Genomic DNA, 21,541 nt, shown 5'->3' on the forward strand with positions numbered 1-21,541 from the left:
AATCCTTTCAGTCTCACAGCAGGATGATGTCGTACTGCTCCTGCGGATACGTCGTCTCAACCTGCAGCGACACCGGTTTGCCGATGAAATCGATAAGCTGGGCGAGACTGCCGGACTCCTCGTCCAGGAACAGGTCGATCACACTCTGCGCGGCGACGATACGAAATTCACGTGCGTCGAACTGGCGTGCTTCGCGCAGGATTTCACGCAGGATTTCGTAGCATACGGTCTGCGCCGTCTTGATTTCGCCACGCCCCCCGCAGGTGGGGCAGACCTCGCACAATACGTGTGCCAGTGATTCGCGCGTCCGCTTGCGCGTCATTTCCACCAGGCCCAGCGCAGAAAAACCGCTGACGGTGGTACGCGTGGGGTCGCGCGCCAGCACTTTCTTCAGTTCAGTGAGTACCGCTTCCTGGTGCTCGGTATTGTCCATGTCGATGAAGTCGATTATGACGATACCGCCGAGGTTGCGCAGTCGCAGCTGGCGCGCGATGGCCTGCGCCGCTTCGAGGTTGGTCTTGAAGATGGTGTCGTCGAAATTGCGCGCACCGACGAAGCCGCCGGTGTTGACGTCCACCGTGGTCAGCGCCTCGGTCTGGTCGATGATGAGATAACCGCCCGACTTCAAATCGACACGTCGCCCCAGCGCCTTGGCGATCTCGTCCTCGATGGCGTGCAGTTCGAACAGCGGGCGGTCGGCACCGTAATGCTGCAGCTTTTCGAGTACGGCATGGGTGTAGTTCTGCGCGAACTCGGCCATGCGCTGGTAGGTTTCGCGCGAATCGATGAGGATGCGGGTAGTGTCGCGATTGACGAAGTCGCGCAGCACCCGCAGCGACAGGTCGAGATCCTGGTACAGCAGGCACGGCACCGTACAGTTGCCGCGCGACTGGATGCTGCCCCACAGCCGCCGCAGATAGTCGATGTCGGCCTGCATTTCGGCATCTTCCGCCATTTCGGCCATGGTACGCACGATGAAGCCGCCGGTCGCGTCGCTGGGCATCAATTGGTGCAGTTTCTGGCGCAGCTGTTCGCGTTCTTCCTCGCCTTCTATCTTCTGCGAAATGCCGATGTGGGTTTCCTGCGGCAGATACACCAGGTAGCGTCCGGCGAAGCTGATCTGCGTGGAAAGCCGCGCACCCTTGGTGCCGATCGGGTCCTTGATCACCTGCACCATCAGGCTCTGGCCTTCGTGCAGGATCAGCTCGATCTGGCGCTCGGATTCGCTGCCGTGGCGCTCCTCCCAGATGTCGGCCACGTGCAGGAAAGCCGCGCGCTCCAGACCGACGTCGATGAAGGCCGACTGCATCCCCGGCAGCACGCGTACCACGCGTCCCATGTAGATGTTGCTGACCAGTCCCCGGCATTGCGCACGCTCGATATGCAGCTCCTGTACCACGCCCAGGTGCAGCACGGCGACCCGGGTTTCCTGCGGGGTGACATTGACGAGGATTTCTTCGCTCATGGGGATGGCGGATTCGCTCAGACAGCGAGACCGAAGGCTCTCAATAAAACGGCTGTGTCATATAACGGCAAACCCATGATGCCGCTGTAGCTGCCGTCGATATGTTCGACGAACGCGCCAGCGCGCCCCTGAATGGCGTAGGCGCCGGCCTTGCCCAGGTATTCGCCGGTTTCCAGATAGCGCGCGATAGCGGCGGCATCGAGCGCGGTAAAGCTGACCTTGCTGGATGACAGGCGCAGCTCCTGCCGGCCATCATGCTGCACCGCCACCGCGGTGTGTACATGATGCTGGCGCCCCGACAGGCGGACCAGCATGGCTTCGGCCTCGGCGCGGCCGGCCGGCTTGCCGAGGATGGCGCCGTCCAGTTCGACCACCGTGTCCGCGCCCAGAACCGGAAAGCGCAGCAGGTGGCGCGCATCCACTGCGCGCCAGCCGCAGGCCGCCTTTTCGGCTGCCATGCGCTGCACGAAATCGAGTGCGGTTTCGTCGGCGCGCGGCACTTCGACCACATCCATGCGGCCGGACACGGCACGCAATGCCAGCACATCGAAGGCAACGCCGATCTGTTTCAGGAGTTCGCGACGCCTCGGCGATTGCGAGGCCAGATAAATCCGTTTATCAACCAGCATATTTTCGTTATTCCTCCTCAATCCCGATGATAGGGATGTCCCTTGATAATGCACGCCGCCCGATACACCTGCTCGGCCAGCAGCACCCGCGCCAGCGCGTGCGGCAGCGTCAGCTTCGACAGCCCCAGCAGCTTGCCGGCACGCGCCTTCACGCTGTCGTCAAGGCCATCCGCCCCGCCGATGACAAAGGCCGGGGAAACGCCTTCGGCCATCCAGTCCTGCAGCCAGGCCGCCAGTTCGCGCGTCGTCGCCTGCACGCCGCGTTCGTCGAGCACCACCGGCAGACAACCGGCGGGCAGCGCCGCAAGGATGCTCCCGGCTTCAAGCTGCCGTGCCCGCGCGCCATCTTCCCCCGCCACCCGATGACCGGGTTTGATCTCGGTCAGCAGCAAGGGCAGATCGGGCGGCATGCGGCGCGCATAGTCGTCGTAGCCCGCGTTGATCCAGCCGGGCATCTTGTGGCCGACGGCAATCAGGTGAAGCTTCACTCAGTGGTCGGATTGAATGTGCCGCGCACGCGCCGCTTCGCCCGCCCCCCACAGTTCTTCCAGATTGTAATGCGCGCGCACGGCAGGCAGCATCACGTGAACAATCACGTCGCCGAGGTCGAGCAGCACCCAGTCGCCGCTGTCCTCGCCTTCCGTGTTGCCCACGTATTCGTCCGCTTCTTTCATCCTGATGCGCACGTTGTCGGCAAGTGCGCGCGTCTGGCGGTTGGAAGTGCCGCTGGCGATCACCATGCGTTCGAACAGCGAGGTGAGCTTGCCGGTGTCGAGCACGGTGATGTCCTGCGCCTTGATTTCTTCGAGGGCGCCGACGATCCGTTTGATTTTGTTTTCGATGTTCATGGGTAGCGATAGAGTTGGTGTTCGTGAATATAGTCGAGCACGACATCGGGCAGCAGATAACGCGCGCTGCCATGCCGTGCCAGGGTGTCTCGAATATCGGTGGCCGAAATGCCCAGCGGCGTCATCTGCCGCAACAGCACCGCGCCGGCTGGGCAAACAGCCGATGCGGCGGCTTGCCGGCGTTGCGATAATTCATGTTTCAGGTCGTCCGGCAGGGTGTCAGGCTGCAGCAACTGCGCACCGGAGCGCGCGGCGACCGCAATATTCGCCAGGTCGAACAGGCGCCGCCACTTATGCCAGCCCGGCAGCCCGAGAAAGGCATCCGCCCCCAGCAGCAGCCATAGCGGCTGTTCGTTGCCCAGCTCGGCGCGCAGGGCGGTCAGCGTGTCCACCGTGTAGCTCGGGGCCGGGCGCTGTATTTCGCGCGCATCCACCTCGAAACACGGGTTACCGGCAATCGCCCGGCGCACCATTTCCAGCCGGTGCGCCGCCGCGGTGCGCGGCACGCCACGGTGCGGCGGCGCACCGGCGGGAATGAACAGCACCCGGCTCAAGCCGATCGCCGCCGCCATTTCCTCCGCCAGACGCAGATGACCGAAGTGGACGGGATCGAAGGTGCCGCCAAAAACGCCGATAGGCGGCATGGCCTTAGCCGCGGACGTGCCCGTCTCCCAATACCACCCACTTCTGGCTGGTCAGCCCTTCGAGTCCGACCGGCCCGCGCGCGTGGATCTTGTCGGTGGAGATGCCGATTTCCGCGCCAAGGCCGTACTCGAAGCCGTCGGCAAAGCGTGTCGAGGCGTTGACCACGACGCTGGCCGAATCGACCTCGCGCAGGAAGCGTCGTGCGCGACCATAGTCTTCGGTGACGATGGCGTCGGTATGCTGCGAGCCGTAGCTGTTGATATGCGTCATCGCCGCGTCGATACCGTCGACCACCTTGACCGCGATGATGGGGCCGAGATACTCCTCGGTCCAGTCGGATTCCACCGCGGCCTTCAGCTTGTCCGCGGCAATGCCGGCACCCTGCAGAATCGCCAGCGCCTCCGGACAGCCGCGCATTTCCACCCCCTTGCCGGCAAGCATGCGGCCGATCTCGGGCAGTACGGCGGCAGCGACGCCGCGCGCCACCAGCAGCGATTCGGTGGTGTTGCAGGTGCCGTAGCGCTGGGTCTTGGCGTTTTCGACGATCTTCACCGCCTTGGCGAGATCGGCGCGGTCGTCCACATACACGTGGCAGTTGCCGTGCAGGTGCTTGATCACCGGCACCCGCGCCTCGCCGGTGATGCGCTCGATCAGGCCCTTGCCGCCGCGCGGCACGATGACGTCGACGTAATCCTTCATGGTGATGAGCTCGCCCACCGCGGCGCGGTCGGTGGTCTCGATCACCTGCACCACGGTCGCGGGCAGGCCGGCGACCTCCAGCCCCTCGCGCACGCAGGCGGCGACCGCCTGGTTCGAGTGCTGCGCCTCCGAGCCGCCGCGCAGGATCGCGGCGTTGCCTGACTTCAGGCACAGTCCGGCGGCGTCCGCCGTCACGTTGGGGCGCGCCTCGTAGATGATGCCGATGACGCCGAGCGGCACCCGCATCTTGCCGACCTGGATGCCGGAGGGACGGTACTTGAGGTCGGTGATCTCGCCCACCGGATCGGGCAGCGCGGCGATCTGCTCCAGGCCTTCGGCCATCCCGGTGACGGTCTTGTCGTTGATCTGCAGGCGGTCGAGCAGCGCGGCATCGAGCCCGCTGGCGCGCGCATGCTCCATGTCGCGCGCATTGGCTTCCAGCAGCTTCGCGGCATCGCGCCGGATCGCCGCCGCCATCGCCAGCAGCGCGCGGTTTTTCTGGTTGGTGTCGGCGCGGGCAATCGCACGCGAGGCTTCGCGCGCCTGCTTGCCCAGCGTCTGCATGTACTGTTTCACGTCCATCATCTTGTCCTGTTGTCCGGCCGCCCGGAATCGGGGGCGGGTTAACGCTGATTTTACGCCCGCGAAATCAGCGTTAACCCGCCCTGGCCAGCGTCATACCCACCCGCAGCAGCGTATCCCAGGGATCGCCCACGCGCTCCAGTCCCTTGGCCTGGCGGTCGATCAACGCCAGGTCGGCCAGCGCAGTCTCGACCTGCGCCAGGCCCAGGCGTTTCACCGCCCGCTCGATCTGCGGCGCGCGCTGCCTGTCGCGGCCCCACAGTGTCCGCATCGCTCCAGGCAGGCTGTCGCCCTGCACCACCGCCGATTTTAGCCTGAGCAGCAGCTGCACGGCCGATGACACCTGCCACAGGATGGCCGGCACCGCTTCGCCGCTGTCTTTCAAATCGGCCACCACCTGGGCAAAGCGCGCGCCATCGCCCGCATACAACGCATCCTGCAGGATATCGGCTTCCAGCCGGCTGACATCGGCCACCGCATGTTCGATATCGGCCAGCGTCACCGTCCCCGGCGGCAGCAACAGCGCGAGCTTGTCGATTTCCTGCTGCGCCGCGAGCAGATTTCCCTCGACCCGGTCGGCTAGGAATTCCAGTGCGGCACGGTCGGCACGCAGGCCCTGTTTGGCCAGCCGGCGCTCGATCCAGTCGGGCAAGGCGGCGCGCTCGACCGGCTTTGCCTCGACCACCACACCGGCCGCTGCCAGCGCGGCGAACCAGCGGCTCTGCATGGTTTTCCGGTCCAGTCCTGGCAGACTGATGAGGGTGAGCGTGTCGGCGGGCAGCCGGGCGGCATAGGTTTCCAGCGCCTTGGCGCCGTCGACGCCGGGCTTGCCGGAAGGAATGCGGATTTCGGCCAGCCGGCGCTCGGCGAACAACGAGAAATTGTCGCCGTCGGCGAAAATGTCCTGCCAGTTGTAGCGCCCCTGCACGCTGTAGACAATGCGCTCGGTATGCCCCGCTGCACGCGCCGCCACGCGAATGGCGTCGCCCGCTTCCTGCGCCGCCAGTGGCTCGTCGCCTACCACCACGTAAAGCGCGGCAAGGCCGCGCGCAAGATGATCGGACAGGCGATCGGCCGTAATGTTCAAGAAGCGCCGATTCCGGGTTTCAGGCTTTGCAGGCGGCGCAGAATCCGCAAGGCCGCGTTTTCATCCATATCGCGATACAGCAGCTGTTCTTCCGCGCCCTTGGCCAGCACTTTCGTGTCGTCGTAGGTGATATCGCGGGTAAGCTCGATGGCCTCGGGTGCCGCCAGCTCCATCCCTGCCTTGTCGTTCACCGCATACCCCAGCCGCAAGCCGAGCCGGTATTCGGTGACGCGCCCTGCGCCGGACAGCGAGAGAATGACCCTGGTGCGTTCTTCATGGGTGATCTTGAGCACGGCCTCGGCTTCGTCGGCGGTCGCGACCAGCCGCGTCTGTTTGTTCGCCGTCAGCAGGGAACGGATGCGCTGCCCCACCGCGCTACCCGGCGTTGCCTCGATATACAGACTGGCAAACGGCAGGTCGGCCACACGGCGCAGCTGAAAGCCGCAGCCCGCGACGAGCGCGGCTGGCAGGGCGGCAAGGAACAGTCGGCGGTTCATGCGACGATATTAACCAAACGTCCGGGCACCACCACCACTTTTTTCGGTGGTTGTCCTTGCAGGTATTTCTGCGCCGCCTCGCTTGCCAGTGCGACCGCTTCAATGGCTTCGCGCGCCGCCGTCGCCGCCACGCGGATCTGCCCGCGCAGCTTGCCGTTGACCTGCAGCATCAGTTCGATCTCGTCCTGCACCAGTGCGGTTTCGTCCACTGCCGGCCACGTCATCGCGGCGCCCGGTTCGAGTTCGGCGTACAGCGTCTCGCTGATGTGCGGCACCATCGGTGCAAGCATCGCCACCGCGGCTTCGAGCACTTCCTGGCGCAGGCTGCGGGTGACGGCATCGTCGCCCTCCAGCTTGCCGAGCGCATTCATCAGTTCCATTACCGCCGCAATCGCCGTATTGAACTGCTTGCGGCGCTCGATGTCGTCGCTGACCTTCTGGATGGTCTGGTGCAACTGGCGGCGCAGCGTTTTGGCTTCATCGCTTAAATTGCCCGGATTTCCATGCATGCAGGCGGCGACGCTGCCGTGTGCTTGCAGGTGGTCATGCACGGCCTTCCACAGCCGTTTGAGGAAGCGGTGCGCGCCCTCGACCCCGGCATCCGACCATTCCAGGCTCTGCTCCGGGGGCGCGGCGAACAGGGTGAACAGGCGCGCGGTGTCGGCACCGTACGCATCGATCAGCGCCTGCGGATCGACGCCGTTGTTCTTCGACTTCGACATCTTCTCGGTACCGCCGACCGTGACCGGCTGGCCATCGGTCTTGCAGAACGCAGCGCCATCGCGCAACTCGACTTCGGCCGGGTTGAACCAGGTCTTCTTGCCGGAAGAATCCTCGCGGTAGTAAGTGTCGGCGACAACCATGCCCTGCGTCAGCAGGTTGGCGAACGGCTCGTCGCTCGAAACCAGCCCCTCGTCGCGCATCAGCTTGTGGAAGAAGCGCGCGTACAGCAGATGCAGGATGGCGTGCTCGATGCCACCGATGTACTGGTCGACCGGCAGCCATTTGTCCGCCCGCGCGTCGAGCATGCCGCCGGCGTAATCCGGACAGGCGTAGCGCGCGTAGTACCACGACGACTCGACGAAGGTGTCCATGGTGTCGGTCTCGCGCCGCGCCGCGCCGCCGCATGTGGGGCAGACGCAATTGACGAAATCGGCGCACTTGTTGAGCGGGTTGCCTGAACCGTCAGGCACGACGTCCTCGGGCAGCACCACCGGCAGCTGCTCGGCCGGCACCGGCACGTCGCCGCAGGCGTCACAGTGGATGATCGGGATCGGGCAGCCCCAGTAGCGCTGGCGCGAGATGCCCCAGTCGCGCAGGCGGAACTGGGTTTTCTTTTCGCCGAGCCCTTTGGCGGAAAGGTCGGCGGCGATGGCGTCCACGGCAGCCGTGTAACTCAGGCCATCATATTTCCCTGAGTTGATGCAGACGCCCGCTTTGCTGCCATACCATTCCTGCCAGTTGCGATCCGTGAATTCAGTCGCGTGCTCAGCAAATTCCTCGGCGTATTCGGCTTCTTCGGCGCTCAGCGCCCGGTTCGACCGGGTATCCGCAATCGCCTGCTGAAGCTTGCTTGCACTTTCCCGTGCATCGATGACCTGCCTGATCGACAGGCCGTATTTCCGGGCGAAGCCGAAATCGCGCTCGTCGTGCGCCGGCACCGCCATCACCGCGCCTTCGCCGTAGCTCATCAGCACGTAGTTGCCGACCCACACCGGGATCTCCTCGCCGGTGAGCGGATGGGTCACCATGAGGCCGGTATCCATGCCCTTCTTTTCCATCGTCGCCATGTCGGCCTCGGCGACGCTGCCCTGCTTGCATTCGGCAATGAAGGCGGCGAGTGCAGGGTTGTCGGCAGCGGCGCGGGTGGCGAGCGGATGCTCGGCGGCGACGGCGCAGAAGGTCACGCCCATGATGGTGTCGGCGCGGGTGGTGAACACCCACAGCTTCTCGTCGCGGCCGTCGAGCGTGTACGGGAAGGCGAAGCGCACGCCGACGCTCCTGCCGATCCAGTTGGCCTGCATGGTCTTCACCCGCTCCGGCCAGCCCGGCAGGGTGTCGAGGCCGGTCAACAGTTCATCCGCGTACTGGGTGATGCGGAAGAAGTACATCGGGATGTCGCGCTTCTCGACCAGCGCGCCCGAGCGCCAGCCGCGGCCGTCGATCACCTGCTCGTTGGCCAGAACCGTCTGGTCGACCGGGTCCCAGTTGACGCTGGCCATCTTCTTGTAGATCACGCCCTTCTCGAACAGGCGGGTGAACAGCCACTGCTCCCAGCGGTAGTAGTCGGGCTTGCAGGTGGCGAGCTCGCGCGACCAGTCGATGGCCAGGCCCAGCGCCTGCAGTTGCGTGCGCATGTGGTCGATGTTGGCGTAGGTCCAGGCGGCGGGCGGCACATTGTTGGCGATGGCAGCGTTCTCCGCCGGCAGGCCGAAGGCGTCCCAGCCCATCGGCTGCATCACGTTGTAGCCGCGCATCGCGTGGTAGCGCGCCAGCACGTCGCCGATGGTGTAGTTGCGCACGTGGCCCATGTGCAGCTTGCCCGAAGGATAGGGGAACATCGACAGGCAGTAGTATTTGGGGCGGTCGGACGCCTCATCGGCGCGGTAGGCCTGGCTGGCCGCCCATTTCTGCTGGGCGGCGCGTTCGATGTCCGAGGGAAGGTATTTTTCTTGCATTGCAGCAACCGCTTAGAATCAAGCCGGCGATTATACCGCCGGCTCTGCCGCGCCACCCGGACATGGCGCATTCCCGTTGCGGCCGGCCGGACTGCCCTGTTCTGGCTGGGAACACTGCCCGGCCATGGATGTCGGTTATTGTTTACCCCGAAGGAGACTCCATGAAAACGCTGCTTCCGCTTGCCCTGCTTGCCGCTTCCCTGCCCGCCCTGGCCGCCGCCCCGCCCGATATGCTGCCAGTCAGGCAGATCAGCCTGGAACTGGCGCGCGATATCGCGATGGCCTCGGTCGAGGCCTGCCGCCAGGACGGCTACAACGTCTCCGCCGTCGTACTCGACCGGGCCGGCAACGTGCAGGCCGCGTTGCGCGACACGCTGGCCGCGCGCCACACCCTTGAAATCGCCGAGCGCAAGGCCGGCATGACCATCATGTCGGGTATCGACTCGGGCGAGTTCCGCGCCGCGCGCGGCGACATCCGCCCCGAGCTCAACCACATCGACGGCCTTATCGTGATGGACGGCGCCCTGCCGATCCGCGCCGCCGGCAGCCTGATCGGCGCAATCGGGATCTCCGGCGCGCCCGGCGGCGACAAGGATGCCGCCTGTGCCGCAGCCGCACTGAAGAAAGTGGAGGAACGGCTGGAATTCGCCATGTAAACAGCCTCGCCGGGGCGGCGCCTGCGGGCAACAAGCCCGCCCCTGCGCGGATGGTGCGTGCTTGTTGGCGCTTTGGCGCCTCTACTACCACGGCCTACTCCTTGCGGGTAAAATGCGGCGTTTTCGCTTTTTATTCTTACCTCTTCAGGGAGTCCCAGCATGTCCAAGAAGCATCCCGTCATTGCGGTCACGGGTTCATCCGGCGCCGGCACCACCACGGTCAAACGCGCGTTCGAGCACATTTTCTTCCGTGAAAAAATCAATGCCGCCGTGATCGAAGGCGACAGCTTCCACAGCCTGGCCCGGATTGACTTCAAGGAAGCCGTGAAAAAAGCCGAAGCTGAAGGCAACATGTCGTTCAGCCACTTCGGCCCGCAAGCCAACCACTTCGCCAAGCTGGCCGAACTGTTCAAGACCTACGGCGAAACCGGTGGCGGCAAGAAGCGTTACTACATCCACAGCGACGAAGAAGCCGCCGAGCACAACAAGCGCCTCAATACCAGCCTCAACCCCGGCGAATTCACCCCGTGGGAAGACGTGCCCGCCGGCTCCGACGTGCTGTTCTACGAAGGCCTGCACGGCCTGGTGAAAGCCGACGACATCGACGTCTCGCAGCACGTCGACCTCGGCATCGGCGTGGTGCCCATCGTCAACCTCGAATGGATCCAGAAAATCCACCGCGACGGCGCCGAGCGCGGTTACTCCGCCGACGTCATCGTCGACACCATCCTGCGCCGCATGCCGGACTATGTGAACTACATCACCCCGCAATTCTCGCGCACCGACATCAACTTCCAGCGCGTCTCGACCGTCGACACCTCCAACCCCTTCATCACGCGCGACATTCCGACACCGGACGAAAGCTTCATCGTGATCCGCTTCCGCGAACCCAAAGGGGTCGATTTCCCCTACCTGCTGAACATGATCTGCAATTCCTTCATGTCGCGCCGCAACACCCTCGTGGTACCGGGCGCCAAGATGGGCTTCGCTATGGAGCTGATCCTGGCCCCCATCATTCAGGACATGATCGCGGGCAAGCGCACGTAAGTTCCGGTCACATCCAAGAGAAAGGGCGACCCGCGGGTCGCCCTTTCTCTTTTCAGGCGGCGCCCGCCAGACGGGCGCCGAGCAACGCTTACTTCCTGCCTTTTCCGGCATCCCCGACCTTGGGCGAGGCCATCAGGTACACCTGGCCACCCTGGACAAGTTCGCCCGGGAGGCCGTAGTGCGCCTGCATGTTGCCGAGGTAATAGCGGCGGCCGGATTCGTACCAGTTGGCGTTGGCGACGATGTCGGTGACGTCGATGACACCCGAGTTCTCCTCGTCCTGGGTCAGGAAGCCAGGCGCACCCGACAGGAAGCGGCTGCGATCGGACTCGAAAATCTGCACCGCCTGCTTGCTGGCCGGGTTGAACTTCCAGACCTTGGCGATATACGCGCTATTGCCCGGATCTTCCTGGATGATGATGTTGCCGTCGCCGTCGACCGTCATGTTGTCGAAGGAACGCGCGGCCTGGCCATCGGTACCGACGAGGCTGGCGGAATCGAGCACCATCTCGACCGTGCCGCCGGTGGGATTCGCGACCGAGTCGAAGCTGAACTTGTACAGGCGGGCGGTCGCGCCGCTGCGGCCGGTCGTTGCCCAGTAGAACACGTTGGGATTCTGGGTGTCCCAGTGTCCGTCTTCGGGGCGCGCCCACTCGGTGACGTCGCGTGCCGTCGACTGGGTCTGCAGCTGCGCGCCGCTGTCGAGCGCCACGATGTCGGACATGTCGACCAGGTCGAAGCTGCCGTTGATCGCGCCCGCCTCCAGCTTCACCAGACCGTTGCCATAACCGTCCCCCCCGTTATTGACCCGGATGCCGTAGAGCTTGCCGTTTTGCAGGCCCGCCTGCTCGACCGGATTGCCGGAACGCTGCTTGTCGCCGACATAGAGGTAGACCTGGCCAGGGCTGGAGTCGTCGAGACCGACGACCAGCGTCTTGTCGCCGGCGTTGGGATGGGCAACCGAGTTTTCCCAGGAGAAGCGGCCGAGGGAGGGCAGCTGATAGCTCGTGCCCTTTTCGTCGCCGCTGACGATGGTGGCATAGGCACGGCCTTCGTTACCCGCCTCCTCGCCCTTCATGAAGATCAGGCCGTCGAAGCCGCGGCCGGTCGCCGGGTTGTGGAAAGCCGTTTTGGCCGGCAGGTCGGCCGAACAGAAGCGGCCGAACTGGGTCGCGCCGGTCGCGTCGACGAACTGCTTGTTGAGATTGTCCCAGTCCTTCACCTGGGTGATGAGGTCTTCGCCCGCCATGATCTGCTTGCTGTTCAGGTGCATGGTCCACTGCGACACGAAGGCGCCGGTTGCGCCGTGGGCGCGCGTAACGCCCGAGGTGGCGCCGAGCTCGTGATTGAGGAAGAAGGTCATGTAGGCCTTGTCGGCGACATAGCCGCCGTTCGCGGCGAACTTGCCGGGCAGCGCGCCCATGCCGTCCGGAATGCCGACCATGCGGTAGTCGACGTTCTTGGCGGAGTCACCGACAGTGAGCAGCGAAACGACTTCCCAGCCGGGGGCGGTGGGAACGATATAGGGGGTCTGCGAGCTCTGCGGGCCGGTGCTGTCTTGCGCATGGACGGCGACGGCGGCGAGCGCCAGGCTGATGCCGAGCGCGACGGGGCTGAGTTTGAACATGGGGATTTCATCTCCTGATTTCGGTCTGAAAGGCGCGCCCGCGACGGAAAGCGTCCGGGGTCTGGTCGCGTCGGACAAGCGTGCCTGCCCGACGCGATGCAGTATCCCGAGCGGCCCTTACAGAAAAATGATGCTCCCATGAAAGTTTGAAGCCGGACATCGAGAATCATCGCGTGTCCTCATGGCCATGGCTTACACCACGGCGAATCCCACCAGCGCAACTTCGTCGCCGTCCCTGAGCGGAGCGGATTTTTCGGCGAACTGCCTGTTCACCGTGATATTCAGCCTGGGATTGCCGAGCAGCATCTTTTTCCACATCTCGCCGCGCTTCGACAGCACGAACAGCAGCCGCTCAACGTCGGTGACGTCGGGCGGCAGGGAAATCTCGTCGGACGCCATGCCGAGGGTTTCGACCAGGTCGCCGAAAAACAGGATTTTCACCATGGGGGGGCCTTTATAATTACCAATTGACCGCCCGATTTTACCGCCGTATGTCCCTCTCCCTGCTGGAAAACCTCAACCCCGAACAGCGCGCCGCGGTGACGCTGCCGCACGGGTCCGCGCTGATCCTGGCGGGCGCCGGCTCCGGCAAGACGCGGGTGCTGACCACGCGCATGGTATGGCTGATCCAGAGCGGCCAGGTGTCTCCGCTGGGCGTGCTGGCGGTGACCTTCACCAACAAGGCGGCGAAGGAGATGCTGACGCGGATTTCGGCGATGCTGCCGATCAACACGCGCGGCATGTGGGTCGGTACCTTTCACGGCCTGGCCAACCGGCTGTTGCGGATCCACTACCGCGAAGCCGGCCTGCCGCAGTCGTTCCAGATCCTCGACTCCGCTGACCAGCTGTCGGCAATCAAGCGGCTGATGAAGGCGATGAACGTCGACACCGAGAAATACGAGCCAAAGAAGGTGCAGTGGTTCATCAACGGCCACAAGGAAGCCGGACGGCGCGCGCGCGACGCCGAAGCCCACGACGAATACTCGATGCGGCTGGCCGAACTGTACGAGACCTACGATGCGCAGTGCCAGCGCGAAGGCGTGGCGGATTTCCCCGAGCTGCTGCTGCGCGCCTACGAGCTCTTGTACCGCAACGAACCGTTGCGCGAGCATTACCGCGACCGCTTCAAGCACATCCTGATCGACGAGTTCCAGGACACCAATACGCTGCAGTACCGCTGGCTGAAGCTGTTTGCCGGGCCGCATACCGCGCTGTTCGCGGTCGGCGACGACGACCAGTCGATCTACGCCTTCCGCGGCGCCAACACTGCCAACATGGCGGAATTCGAGCGCGAGTTCGCGCACGGCAACGTGATCAAGCTGGAGCAGAACTACCGCAGCCACGGCCACATCCTCACCGCCGCCAACACGCTGATCTCGCAGAACGCACACCGCCTGGGCAAGAACCTGTGGACGGCGGAGGGCGACGGCGAGCCGGTCCGCGTGTTCAACGCCTATTCCGATCAGGATGAGGCGAGCTTCGTCGTCGACGAGGTGCGCGCGCTCAACCGCGAGGGCGTGGCGCTGTCCGACATGGCGCTGCTGTATCGTTCCAACGCGCAGTCGCGGGTGCTGGAGCATGCGCTGTTCTCCGCCAGCGTGCCGTATCGGGTGTATGGCGGACTGCGTTTTTTCGAGCGCCAGGAAATCAAGCACGCGCTGGCCTACCTGCGCCTGCTGACCAACCCGGAAGACGATGGCGCCTTTCTGCGGGTAGTGAATTTTCCCGCCCGCGGCATCGGCACGCGCACCCTGGAACAACTGGCCGACGGCGCCGCGCGCGCGGGCACCAGCCTGTGGCAGGCGGCCTGCACTCCAAAGGGCAGCGGCGGCGGCAAGGTGGCGGGGTTCGCCCGGCTGATCGAGGAGATCAAGGCCGCCACGCGCGACCTGCCGCTGGCGGAGGCCATCGACCATGTGATCGAGGCCAGCGGGCTGGCGGACTACTACCGCGCCGACAAGGAAGGCGCCGACCGCCTGGAAAACCTCAACGAACTGATCAACGCCGCCGCGCTGTTCTCCGAGGAATTCGTTTCTCTAAATGCGGCCGACCCCGCCGCCACGGCCGAGGCGTCAGCCTCCGCCGAAACGACCCAGCCCGAGCTGGATCGTTTTCTCGCCCACGCCGCGCTGGAAGCGGGCGAGCACCAGGCCGGCGCCGGCCATGACGCGCTGCAGCTGATGACGGTGCACGCCGCCAAGGGACTGGAGTTTCACGCCGTGTTCATCACCGGGCTGGAAGAAGGGCTGTTTCCGCACGAACAGAGCGCGCACGAGGAAAACGGCCTGGAGGAGGAACGGCGGCTGATGTACGTGGCGATCACTCGCGCGCGGCGCCGCCTGTATCTGTCGCACGCGCAGTCACGCATGCTGCATGGGCAGATCCGCTACGGCCTGCCGTCACGCTTTCTGGATGAGCTGCCGGAACAGGTCTTGCTGCCGCTCAACCACCGCAGCGAATCCACCGTTTCCCCGGCCTATCGCGCGTCGGCCCCCATACCGCGCAGCCAGGGCCAGTCCGGCAACGATACCGGCTACAAGGTAGGGCAGAGCGTCGCCCATGCCAGGTTCGGCACCGGCATCATCATCGACTTCGAGGGGCGCGGGCCGGACGCGCGCGTGCAGGTGAAATTCCGCGAGGCCGGGACCAAGTGGCTGGCGCTGGCCTACGCCAAGTTGTCGCCCGCGTAGGGCGCGGTGTCGTCCGCCCATACCGCGAAAATCGCCTGATACGAGGCATACAGCGAACCGAACAGGACCGGCATCGCCACCAGCAGGCCAAGCAGCATCGGCACCAGCGCGGCAAAAAACAGCAGCATCCCGAGCGCGAAACTGTTCAACAGCATCGCCGCCCAGTTTCTGGCTACCGCACGCAGGCTCACTCCCAGCGCCGTGGCCGGACGCGCGCCGCCGAACAGGATCAGCGCAGGCGCGAACCAGGTGGCCATGATCAGCGGAGCAAACAACGCCAGTCCGGCAAGCAGCGCGGGCGTGGCCTGATTGAGTATCGCCTGCATTTCCGCTGGCGAGGCACCCTCCTTGGCGGCAGCCATCATCGCCACCGGATCGAACCCCATGCCGAGCATGATCTGGCCGATCAGCAAGGTGCCCAGCAGCTGCACCGCGCCGACGGCCATCAACGGAATCGCCGGCCCCTGAATCCCGGCCAGAAAATTCGGCAGTTCGAGCTCGCTGCCGCTGTCGAGCGCGCGGTATGCCGCCATGAATCCAGCCACTATCAGCGGCGAAGCCAGCTCCGACAGCGGCCCGCCGACCACGGGAATCAGGCCGAGCGCCATCACCGCGCCGAATAACACGCCGAACGCGGCGGACAGCAGCAAGGGATTCTTGCGATACAGGCGAAAGCCTGCGGCCAGCCACTGGAAGCCCTGGCTGGCTGCGACCTTGCGCGGAATGTCTTGATTGGATGCAGTAGTCATGCAGCGGATGGGATGGGTACGGCACGAATCGGCTTGAAAAGGAAACGTTCAGGCCGGGCTGTCATTGACGGGCGCCGCGAACGACCGGGGGCCCCGTCAATGGAATAACCGGTGCGCCGGCAACGGGTCAGAATTCCTTCACCACCCACATCGGCGGCCGCATGCCGGAGTCGAGGCTGTCCTGCCGTGCAAACTGGCCGTCGCCCTTCTGGTCGATCAGGAAATACGGCTTGCCGACCTTGGGAATGACTTTCAGCATGTACAGCTTGCCGTTGGCGCGGTATTCGACGACGCGGCCCTGGCTGCTCGGCTTGATCGTCACCGCAGGTGCGTCGCCGGGCCCCGGCGCGCCATCCGGGACCGGCTGCAGCCCGGGTGGATGCTCGGGCGGTGCGGCGGCAACGGCAAGGCCACTCAGCATCAGGGTCAGCAACACAACGGGATAACGCATGGCAGGCTCCAGAAAGCGAATATTGTCAGCTTAGGTCAAAAGGAAACGGGGACTACAGATTGAACTGGATTTCGCGCTCGGCCAGAGACGGCATGAAACCGCGTTTTTCATAGTGGCTGAAGATCGCATCGATCACCTCTTCCGGCCGGTCGATGATGCGCATCAGTTTAACGTCATCGGGGGAAATCATGCCTTCGTCGACCAGGCGGCCCTTCACCCATTCGGCAAGTCCGCCCCAGAATTTCGAGCCCACCAGGATGATGGGGATACCGGCGATTTTTCCGGTCTGCACCAAGGTCAGCGCCTCGAACAGCTCGTCCAGCGTGCCGAAACCGCCCGGCATGACGACGTAGGCCGCAGCGAACTTGACGAACATGACCTTGCGCGCGAAAAAATGCTGGAAAGTCTGGCTGATGTCCTGATACATATTGGCGCTTTGTTCGTGCGGCAGCTGGATGTTGAGGCCGACACTGGGCGACTTGCCGAAATACGCGCCCTTGTTGGCGGCCTCCATGATCCCGGGGCCGCCGCCGGAGACCACCGAGAAGCCCGCATCGGACAGCTTGCGCGCGATGTCTTCGGTGAGCATGTAGTACGCATGGTCGGGCGGCGTGCGCGCGCTGCCGAAGATCGAAACCGCCGGGCGGATCGACGCCAGCCGTTCGGTCGCCTCGACGAACTCTGCCATAATTCCCAGCATCCGCCACGACTCACGCGCCGAATAATTGATCTCGGCGGCGCGCCCCGGGTCGATAGCGACGGGCAATTTATCCATGTGCATTTTTCGAGCGCCTCGTGAACGATTTCAGTGTAAGCCAACCCAGAAAAATCCTGCTCCTGGTGGACGGCTCGTCCTATCTGTATCGCGCATTTCATGCGCTGCCCGACCTGCGCAATTCGGCGGGCGAACCGACCAATGCGATCAAGGGCGTGCTGGCGATGCTGCACAAACTGCGGAAGGACTACGCGGCCGATTATATCGCCTGCGTGTTCGACGCGAAGGGCAAGACCTTCCGCGACACGCTTTATCCTGCCTACAAGGCGCACCGCCCGCCGATGCCGGACGATCTGCGCAACCAGATCGAACCGCTGCATGAGGCGATCCGCGCCGAGGGCTGGCCGCTCGTCGTCGTCGACGGCGTCGAGGCCGACGACGTGATCGGCACCCTGGTGCATCACGCCGAGCGCAAGGGGATCCACAGCATCGTTTCTACCGGCGACAAGGACATGGCGCAGCTGGTCGACGACCACGTGACGCTGGTCAACACCATGAGCCAGGAAACGCTCGACGAGGCCGGGGTGGCCGCCAAGTTCGGGGTGCCGCCGGAGCGCATCATCGACTACCTCACGCTGGTAGGCGACACGGTCGACAACGTCCCCGGCGTCGCCAAATGCGGGCCGAAAACCGCGGTGAAATGGCTGGCCGAATACGGCACGCTGGACAATCTGCTGGCGCATGCCGACGCCATCAAGGGCACGGTCGGCGACAACCTGCGCGCCGCCCGCGACTGGCTGCCGCAGGCGCGCAGGTTGATCACCATCAAGACCGATGTCGCGCTGCCGTTCGATTTCGACGATCTCGTCCTCAAGCCGCGCGACCGGGACGCGCTGCGCACGCTGTTCGAGCGCTACGAATTCCGTACCTGGCTGCGCGAGCTCGATGCCGCCGCCACCGGCACGGCCTCGACGCCCGAGCAGGACAGCAGCGGCGGGCATCGCGCCGGCTACGAAACCATCCTGACCGAGACCCGGCTCGACGCCTGGATCACCAAACTGGAAGCCGCGCCGGCGTTTGCGCTCGACACCGAAACCACCAGCCTCAACGCGATGCAGGCCGAACTGGTCGGCATCTCGTTCGCCACGGCCCACGGCGAAGCGGCCTACCTGCCGCTGGCGCATCACTATGCCGGCGCGCCCGCGCAGCTTGACCGGGCCACCGTCCTGGCCAGATTGAAGCCGCTGCTGGAACAGCCCGAGCCGAGAATCATCGGCCAGCATCTCAAGTACGACCGCCATATTTTTGCCAATTACGGCATCGCGCTCGGTGCTGCGGCAGACGACACGCTGCTGCAGTCCTACGTGCTCGAAGCGCACCAGTCGCACGAACTCGGCAATCTGGCGACGCGCCACCTCGGGCTGGCGACGCTCAGCTACGATGATGTCACCGGCAAGGGCGCGGCGCGCATCGGTTTCGAACAGGTGGCGATCGAGCGCGCCAGCGAATACGCGGCGGAGGACGCCGATGTCACGCTGCGGGTACGCGATGCCCTGGCGCCGCAGATCGCCGCCTCCAGCACGCTGGCTTTCGTGTACAGGGACATCGAGTTGCCAGTGGCGCAGATCCTGTTCCGCATGGAACGCGCCGGCGTACTGCTGGATCGAAATTTACTGGCGGTGCAAAGCGGCGAGCTTGGCAAGAAGATGCTGGAACTGGAGCAGCGCGCCTATCAGGAAGCCGGGCAGCCGTTCAATCTCGGCTCGCCCAAGCAGATCGGCGACATTCTCTTTACGCAAAAGGGCCTGCCGGTGGTCAAGAAAACCCCGGGCGGCGCGCCCTCCACCGACGAGGAGACACTGGAGCAGCTGGCGCTCGATCACCCGATCGCGCGGGCGATTCTCGACTACCGCGGCCTGGCCAAGCTGAAGTCGACCTACACCGACAAGCTGCCGCAGATGATCGATCCGGTCACCGGGCGGGTGCACACCAGCTATTCGCAGGCGACCGCGGTGACTGGGCGGCTGGCGAGCTCCGACCCCAACCTGCAGAACATCCCCGCGCGCACCGCCGAGGGCCGCCGCATCCGCGAAGCTTTCATCGCGCCGCCCGGCCACGTGCTGCTGTCGGCCGACTATTCGCAGATCGAGCTGCGCATCATGGCGCACCTGTCCGGCGACGCCGGTCTGCTGAATGCGTTTACCAACGACCAGGACATCCACGCCGCCACCGCCGCCGAAGTATTTGGCGTGCCGCTGGCAGACGTGAATGCCGAGCAGCGGCGCATGGCCAAGGTGATCAATTTCGGCCTGATCTACGGCATGTCGGCATTCGGCCTGGCCAGCCAGCTCAACCTCGAGCGTGCCGCCGCCCAGGCCTGGATCGACCGCTATTTCGCGCGCTATCCCGGGGTGGCCGACTACATGCAGCGCACGCGCGAGGACGCGCGTCGCCAGGGCTATGTCGAGACCGTGTTCGGGCGCCGGCTGACCCTGCCGGAAATCAACGCCCGCAATCCGCAGCGCCGCCAGGGCGCCGAACGCGCCGCCATCAACGCGCCGATGCAGGGCACCGCGGCCGACCTCATCAAGCTGGCGATGATCGCAGTGCAAGGCTGGCTCGATCGCGAAAAACTGGCCAGCCGCCTGCTGCTGCAGGTGCACGACGAACTCATCCTCGAAGTGCCGGAAAACGAGCTCGACCGCGTGCGCGCCGAGTTGCCGGGGTACATGTGCAATGTCGCGTCGCTCAAGGTGCCGCTGCGCGTGGGCGTGGGAACGGGGCGCAACTGGGAAGCCGCACACTGACCCATCGCCGGGACCCATGAAAAAAGGCAGCCCCGCCGGGCTGCCTTTCGGTTCGCTGCGTCTTCGCCCTATTTTTTCAGGCTGTCACGGATTTCGCGCAAGAGCACGATGTCTTCCGGCGGCGCCGTGGGGGAGGCGGGCGGCGCTTCCTTCTTCAGTCGGTTGAGCTGTTTCACCAGGATGAAGACGATGAACGCCAGAATGATGAAGTTGAGCAGGATGGTCAGGAAGTTGCCGTAGGCAAACACCGGGACGCCGGCCGCTTTCACTTCGGCCAGCGTCATCGCCACGCCTTCGGGCACCGTGTCCAGGGCAATGAACAGGTTGGAAAAGTCAAAGCCGCCGGACACCGCGCCAATGAGCGGCATGATGAGATCGTTGACGATCGACTCAACGATCTTGCCGAAGGCAGCGCCGATGATGACGCCGACCGCCAGATCCATGGCATTGCCCTTGACCGCAAATTCCTTGAACTCCGACATGAAACTCATGTTTTCCCCCTGTTTTTCGATGAAAGACACCCTTGTGGATAGTAGCCGCTAAGGTGGCATGCCTCCAGTTTGAAATGTAAATTCTCTCCGGCTTGGTCGGGACCCGCGACGCGGGTAAAATGCGATCCCTTATGCGTATCGGCAGCCACCTCCTCAAGAATCGCCTGATCGTCGCCCCCATGGCCGGGGTGACCGACCGGCCTTTCCGCCAGCTTTGCAAGAAGCTGGGCGCCGGCATGGCCGTGTCCGAGATGGTGACGTCGAACTCGCTGCTGTACGGCTCCGCCAAGACGGCGCGGCGCGCCAACCACGAGGGCGAGGTCGATCCAATCAGCGTGCAGATCGCCGGCGCCGATCCGGCGATGATGGCGGACGCGGCGCGCCACAACGTCGACCGCGGCGCGCAGATCATCGACATCAACATGGGCTGCCCGGCGAAGAAGGTGTGCAACGTGATGGCGGGCTCCGCCCTGCTGCAGGACGAAGCCCTGGTCGGGCGCATCCTCGACGCCGTGGTCAAGGCCGTCCCCGAGGTGCCGGTGACGCTGAAGATCCGCACCGGCTGGGATCGCGAGCACAGGAACGCGCTTAACATCCTGAAGATCGCCGAGAACGCCGGGGTGCAGGCGCTGGCGATGCACGGTCGCACCCGCGCCTGCGGCTACAGCGGGGAGGCTGAATATGACACCCTCCGCGCGGTGAAGGCGGAAGCGCGCATTCCCGTCATCGCCAATGGCGACGTCACCACCCCGGAAAAGGCGAAATACGTCCTCGAATACACCGGCGCCGACGCCGTGATGATCGGCCGCGCCGCGCAGGGCCGCCCCTGGATCTTCCGCGAGATCGCGCATTACCTGGCCACCGGCGAGCATCTGCCACAGCCCGAAGTGGCAGAAATCCACGCCGTGCTGCTCGAGCATATCCACGACCTCCATGCCTTCTACGGCGACGTCACCGGCGTGCGCGTCGCGCGCAAGCACATCTCCTGGTACACCAGAGGGCTGATCGGCAGCAGCGCCTTCCGCCACGCCATGAATCAGCTCGACACCGTGGCCGGGCAGCTCGCGATGGTCAACGAGTATTTTGCCCAGGCGGCGCGCGCAGACAGCCGCCTGCGCTACGAACAACAAAACAATAACGCGGACGACATGCCGGCTGTCACACGACTCGCGGCATAA

The 21,541-nt window shown here is 64.7% G+C and carries 20 protein-coding genes; 5 read left to right on the top strand and 15 right to left on the bottom strand.

All coding sequences use genetic code 11. The annotated features are described in order from the left end of the window. Nucleotides 1-13: 13 nt before the first annotated feature. The 9 genes from rng to leuS form a co-directional block, all read right to left on the bottom strand. Entirely contained in the window at nt 14-1,465 is a 1,452-nt protein-coding gene (gene rng / locus B059_RS0110440) for a ribonuclease G (protein WP_018078198.1), read from the bottom strand. A gap of 17 nt (nt 1,466-1,482) precedes the next feature. Further along, nucleotides 1,483-2,094, bottom strand: coding sequence for a Maf family protein (locus tag B059_RS0110445; RefSeq protein WP_018078199.1), 612 nt, complete (start codon nt 2,092-2,094; stop codon nt 1,483-1,485). 17 nt (nt 2,095-2,111) lie between these two features. Further along, complete coding sequence (rlmH, locus tag B059_RS0110450) at nt 2,112-2,582, bottom strand: 23S rRNA (pseudouridine(1915)-N(3))-methyltransferase RlmH (RefSeq protein WP_018078200.1); 471 nt, start codon at nt 2,580-2,582, stop codon at nt 2,112-2,114. Continuing rightward, a complete protein-coding gene (rsfS, locus tag B059_RS0110455; protein ID WP_018078201.1) occupies nt 2,583-2,942 on the bottom strand; it encodes a ribosome silencing factor in 360 nt (119 codons plus the stop codon). It lies immediately after the preceding gene. Beyond that, nucleotides 2,939-3,586, bottom strand: coding sequence for a nicotinate-nucleotide adenylyltransferase (gene nadD, locus B059_RS0110460; protein WP_018078202.1), 648 nt, complete (start codon nt 3,584-3,586; stop codon nt 2,939-2,941). The genes rsfS and nadD overlap by 4 nt, the downstream gene beginning before the upstream one ends. A 4-nt stretch (nt 3,587-3,590) precedes the next feature. Continuing rightward, the gene (locus B059_RS0110465) at nt 3,591-4,868 is read right to left on the bottom strand and encodes a glutamate-5-semialdehyde dehydrogenase (RefSeq protein WP_026177442.1); all 1,278 of its coding nucleotides are present in this window, start codon (nt 4,866-4,868) and stop codon (nt 3,591-3,593) included. A gap of 73 nt (nt 4,869-4,941) precedes the next feature. Beyond that, nucleotides 4,942-5,955, bottom strand: coding sequence for a DNA polymerase III subunit delta (holA, locus tag B059_RS0110470; protein ID WP_018078204.1), 1,014 nt, complete (start codon nt 5,953-5,955; stop codon nt 4,942-4,944). After that, nucleotides 5,952-6,452 carry an LPS-assembly lipoprotein LptE gene (locus B059_RS0110475; protein WP_018078205.1) on the bottom strand — a complete coding sequence of 167 codons (501 nt, stop codon included), beginning with the start codon at nt 6,450-6,452 and terminating at the stop codon, nt 5,952-5,954. Before B059_RS0110475 ends, holA begins: the two co-directional genes overlap by 4 nt. After that, nucleotides 6,449-9,130, bottom strand: coding sequence for a leucine--tRNA ligase (gene leuS / locus B059_RS0110480; protein ID WP_018078206.1), 2,682 nt, complete (start codon nt 9,128-9,130; stop codon nt 6,449-6,451). The genes B059_RS0110475 and leuS overlap by 4 nt, the downstream gene beginning before the upstream one ends. Nucleotides 9,131-9,291: 161 nt before the next feature. Here leuS and B059_RS0110485 point away from each other — a divergent pair, with 161 nt between their 5' ends. Further along, a complete protein-coding gene (locus tag B059_RS0110485) occupies nt 9,292-9,786 on the top strand; it encodes a GlcG/HbpS family heme-binding protein (protein ID WP_018078207.1) in 495 nt (164 codons plus the stop codon). A gap of 159 nt (nt 9,787-9,945) precedes the next feature. After that, nucleotides 9,946-10,833, top strand: coding sequence for a phosphoribulokinase (locus B059_RS0110490; RefSeq protein WP_018078208.1), 888 nt, complete (start codon nt 9,946-9,948; stop codon nt 10,831-10,833). An 88-nt stretch (nt 10,834-10,921) separates the two neighbouring features. Here the strand turns inward: B059_RS0110490 and B059_RS0110495 are convergent, their stop codons facing one another. Both B059_RS0110495 and B059_RS0110500 read right to left on the bottom strand, forming a co-directional pair. Then, entirely contained in the window at nt 10,922-12,460 is a 1,539-nt protein-coding gene (locus B059_RS0110495) for an alkaline phosphatase PhoX (protein WP_018078209.1), read from the bottom strand. 192 nt (nt 12,461-12,652) lie between these two features. Then, nucleotides 12,653-12,904: a MoaD/ThiS family protein gene (locus B059_RS0110500; RefSeq protein WP_018078210.1), complete on the bottom strand. Its 252-nt coding sequence runs from the start codon at nt 12,902-12,904 to the stop codon at nt 12,653-12,655. Nucleotides 12,905-12,951: 47 nt separating this feature from the next. Here B059_RS0110500 and B059_RS0110505 point away from each other — a divergent pair, with 47 nt between their 5' ends. Continuing rightward, complete coding sequence (locus B059_RS0110505; protein WP_026177443.1) at nt 12,952-15,150, top strand: UvrD-helicase domain-containing protein; 2,199 nt, start codon at nt 12,952-12,954, stop codon at nt 15,148-15,150. Here B059_RS0110505 and B059_RS0110510 read toward each other — a convergent pair. The 3 genes from B059_RS0110510 to B059_RS0110520 form a co-directional block, all read right to left on the bottom strand. Beyond that, on the bottom strand, nt 15,126-15,899 hold the full coding sequence (locus B059_RS0110510; protein WP_018078212.1) for a BPSS1780 family membrane protein: 774 nt from the start codon (nt 15,897-15,899) through the stop codon (nt 15,126-15,128). The two genes, B059_RS0110505 and B059_RS0110510, sit on opposite strands and share 25 nt — an antisense overlap. A 127-nt stretch (nt 15,900-16,026) precedes the next feature. Further along, entirely contained in the window at nt 16,027-16,350 is a 324-nt protein-coding gene (locus B059_RS0110515; protein ID WP_018078213.1) for a DUF2782 domain-containing protein, read from the bottom strand. Nucleotides 16,351-16,402: 52 nt separating this feature from the next. After that, nucleotides 16,403-17,131, bottom strand: a complete 729-nt coding sequence (locus tag B059_RS0110520) for an LOG family protein (protein WP_018078214.1) — start codon at nt 17,129-17,131, stop codon at nt 16,403-16,405. Between the two features lie 14 nt (nt 17,132-17,145). On the opposite strand from B059_RS0110520, the gene polA reads away from it, so the two are divergent. Next, nucleotides 17,146-19,872, top strand: a complete 2,727-nt coding sequence (gene polA / locus B059_RS0110525) for a DNA polymerase I (RefSeq protein WP_018078215.1) — start codon at nt 17,146-17,148, stop codon at nt 19,870-19,872. 68 nt (nt 19,873-19,940) lie between these two features. Here the strand turns inward: polA and mscL are convergent, their stop codons facing one another. Then, nucleotides 19,941-20,363 (bottom strand): large conductance mechanosensitive channel protein MscL, encoded by a 423-nt coding sequence (mscL, locus tag B059_RS0110530; protein WP_026177445.1) that lies wholly within the window; start codon nt 20,361-20,363, stop codon nt 19,941-19,943. 131 nt (nt 20,364-20,494) lie between these two features. Between mscL and dusB the strand changes: the two genes are divergently transcribed. Continuing rightward, nucleotides 20,495-21,541: a tRNA dihydrouridine synthase DusB gene (gene dusB, locus B059_RS0110535; protein WP_018078217.1), complete on the top strand. Its 1,047-nt coding sequence runs from the start codon at nt 20,495-20,497 to the stop codon at nt 21,539-21,541.

The organism is Thiobacillus denitrificans DSM 12475 (genome assembly GCF_000376425.1).
In the GTDB taxonomy this organism is placed as follows: domain Bacteria; phylum Pseudomonadota; class Gammaproteobacteria; order Burkholderiales; family Thiobacillaceae; genus Thiobacillus; species Thiobacillus denitrificans.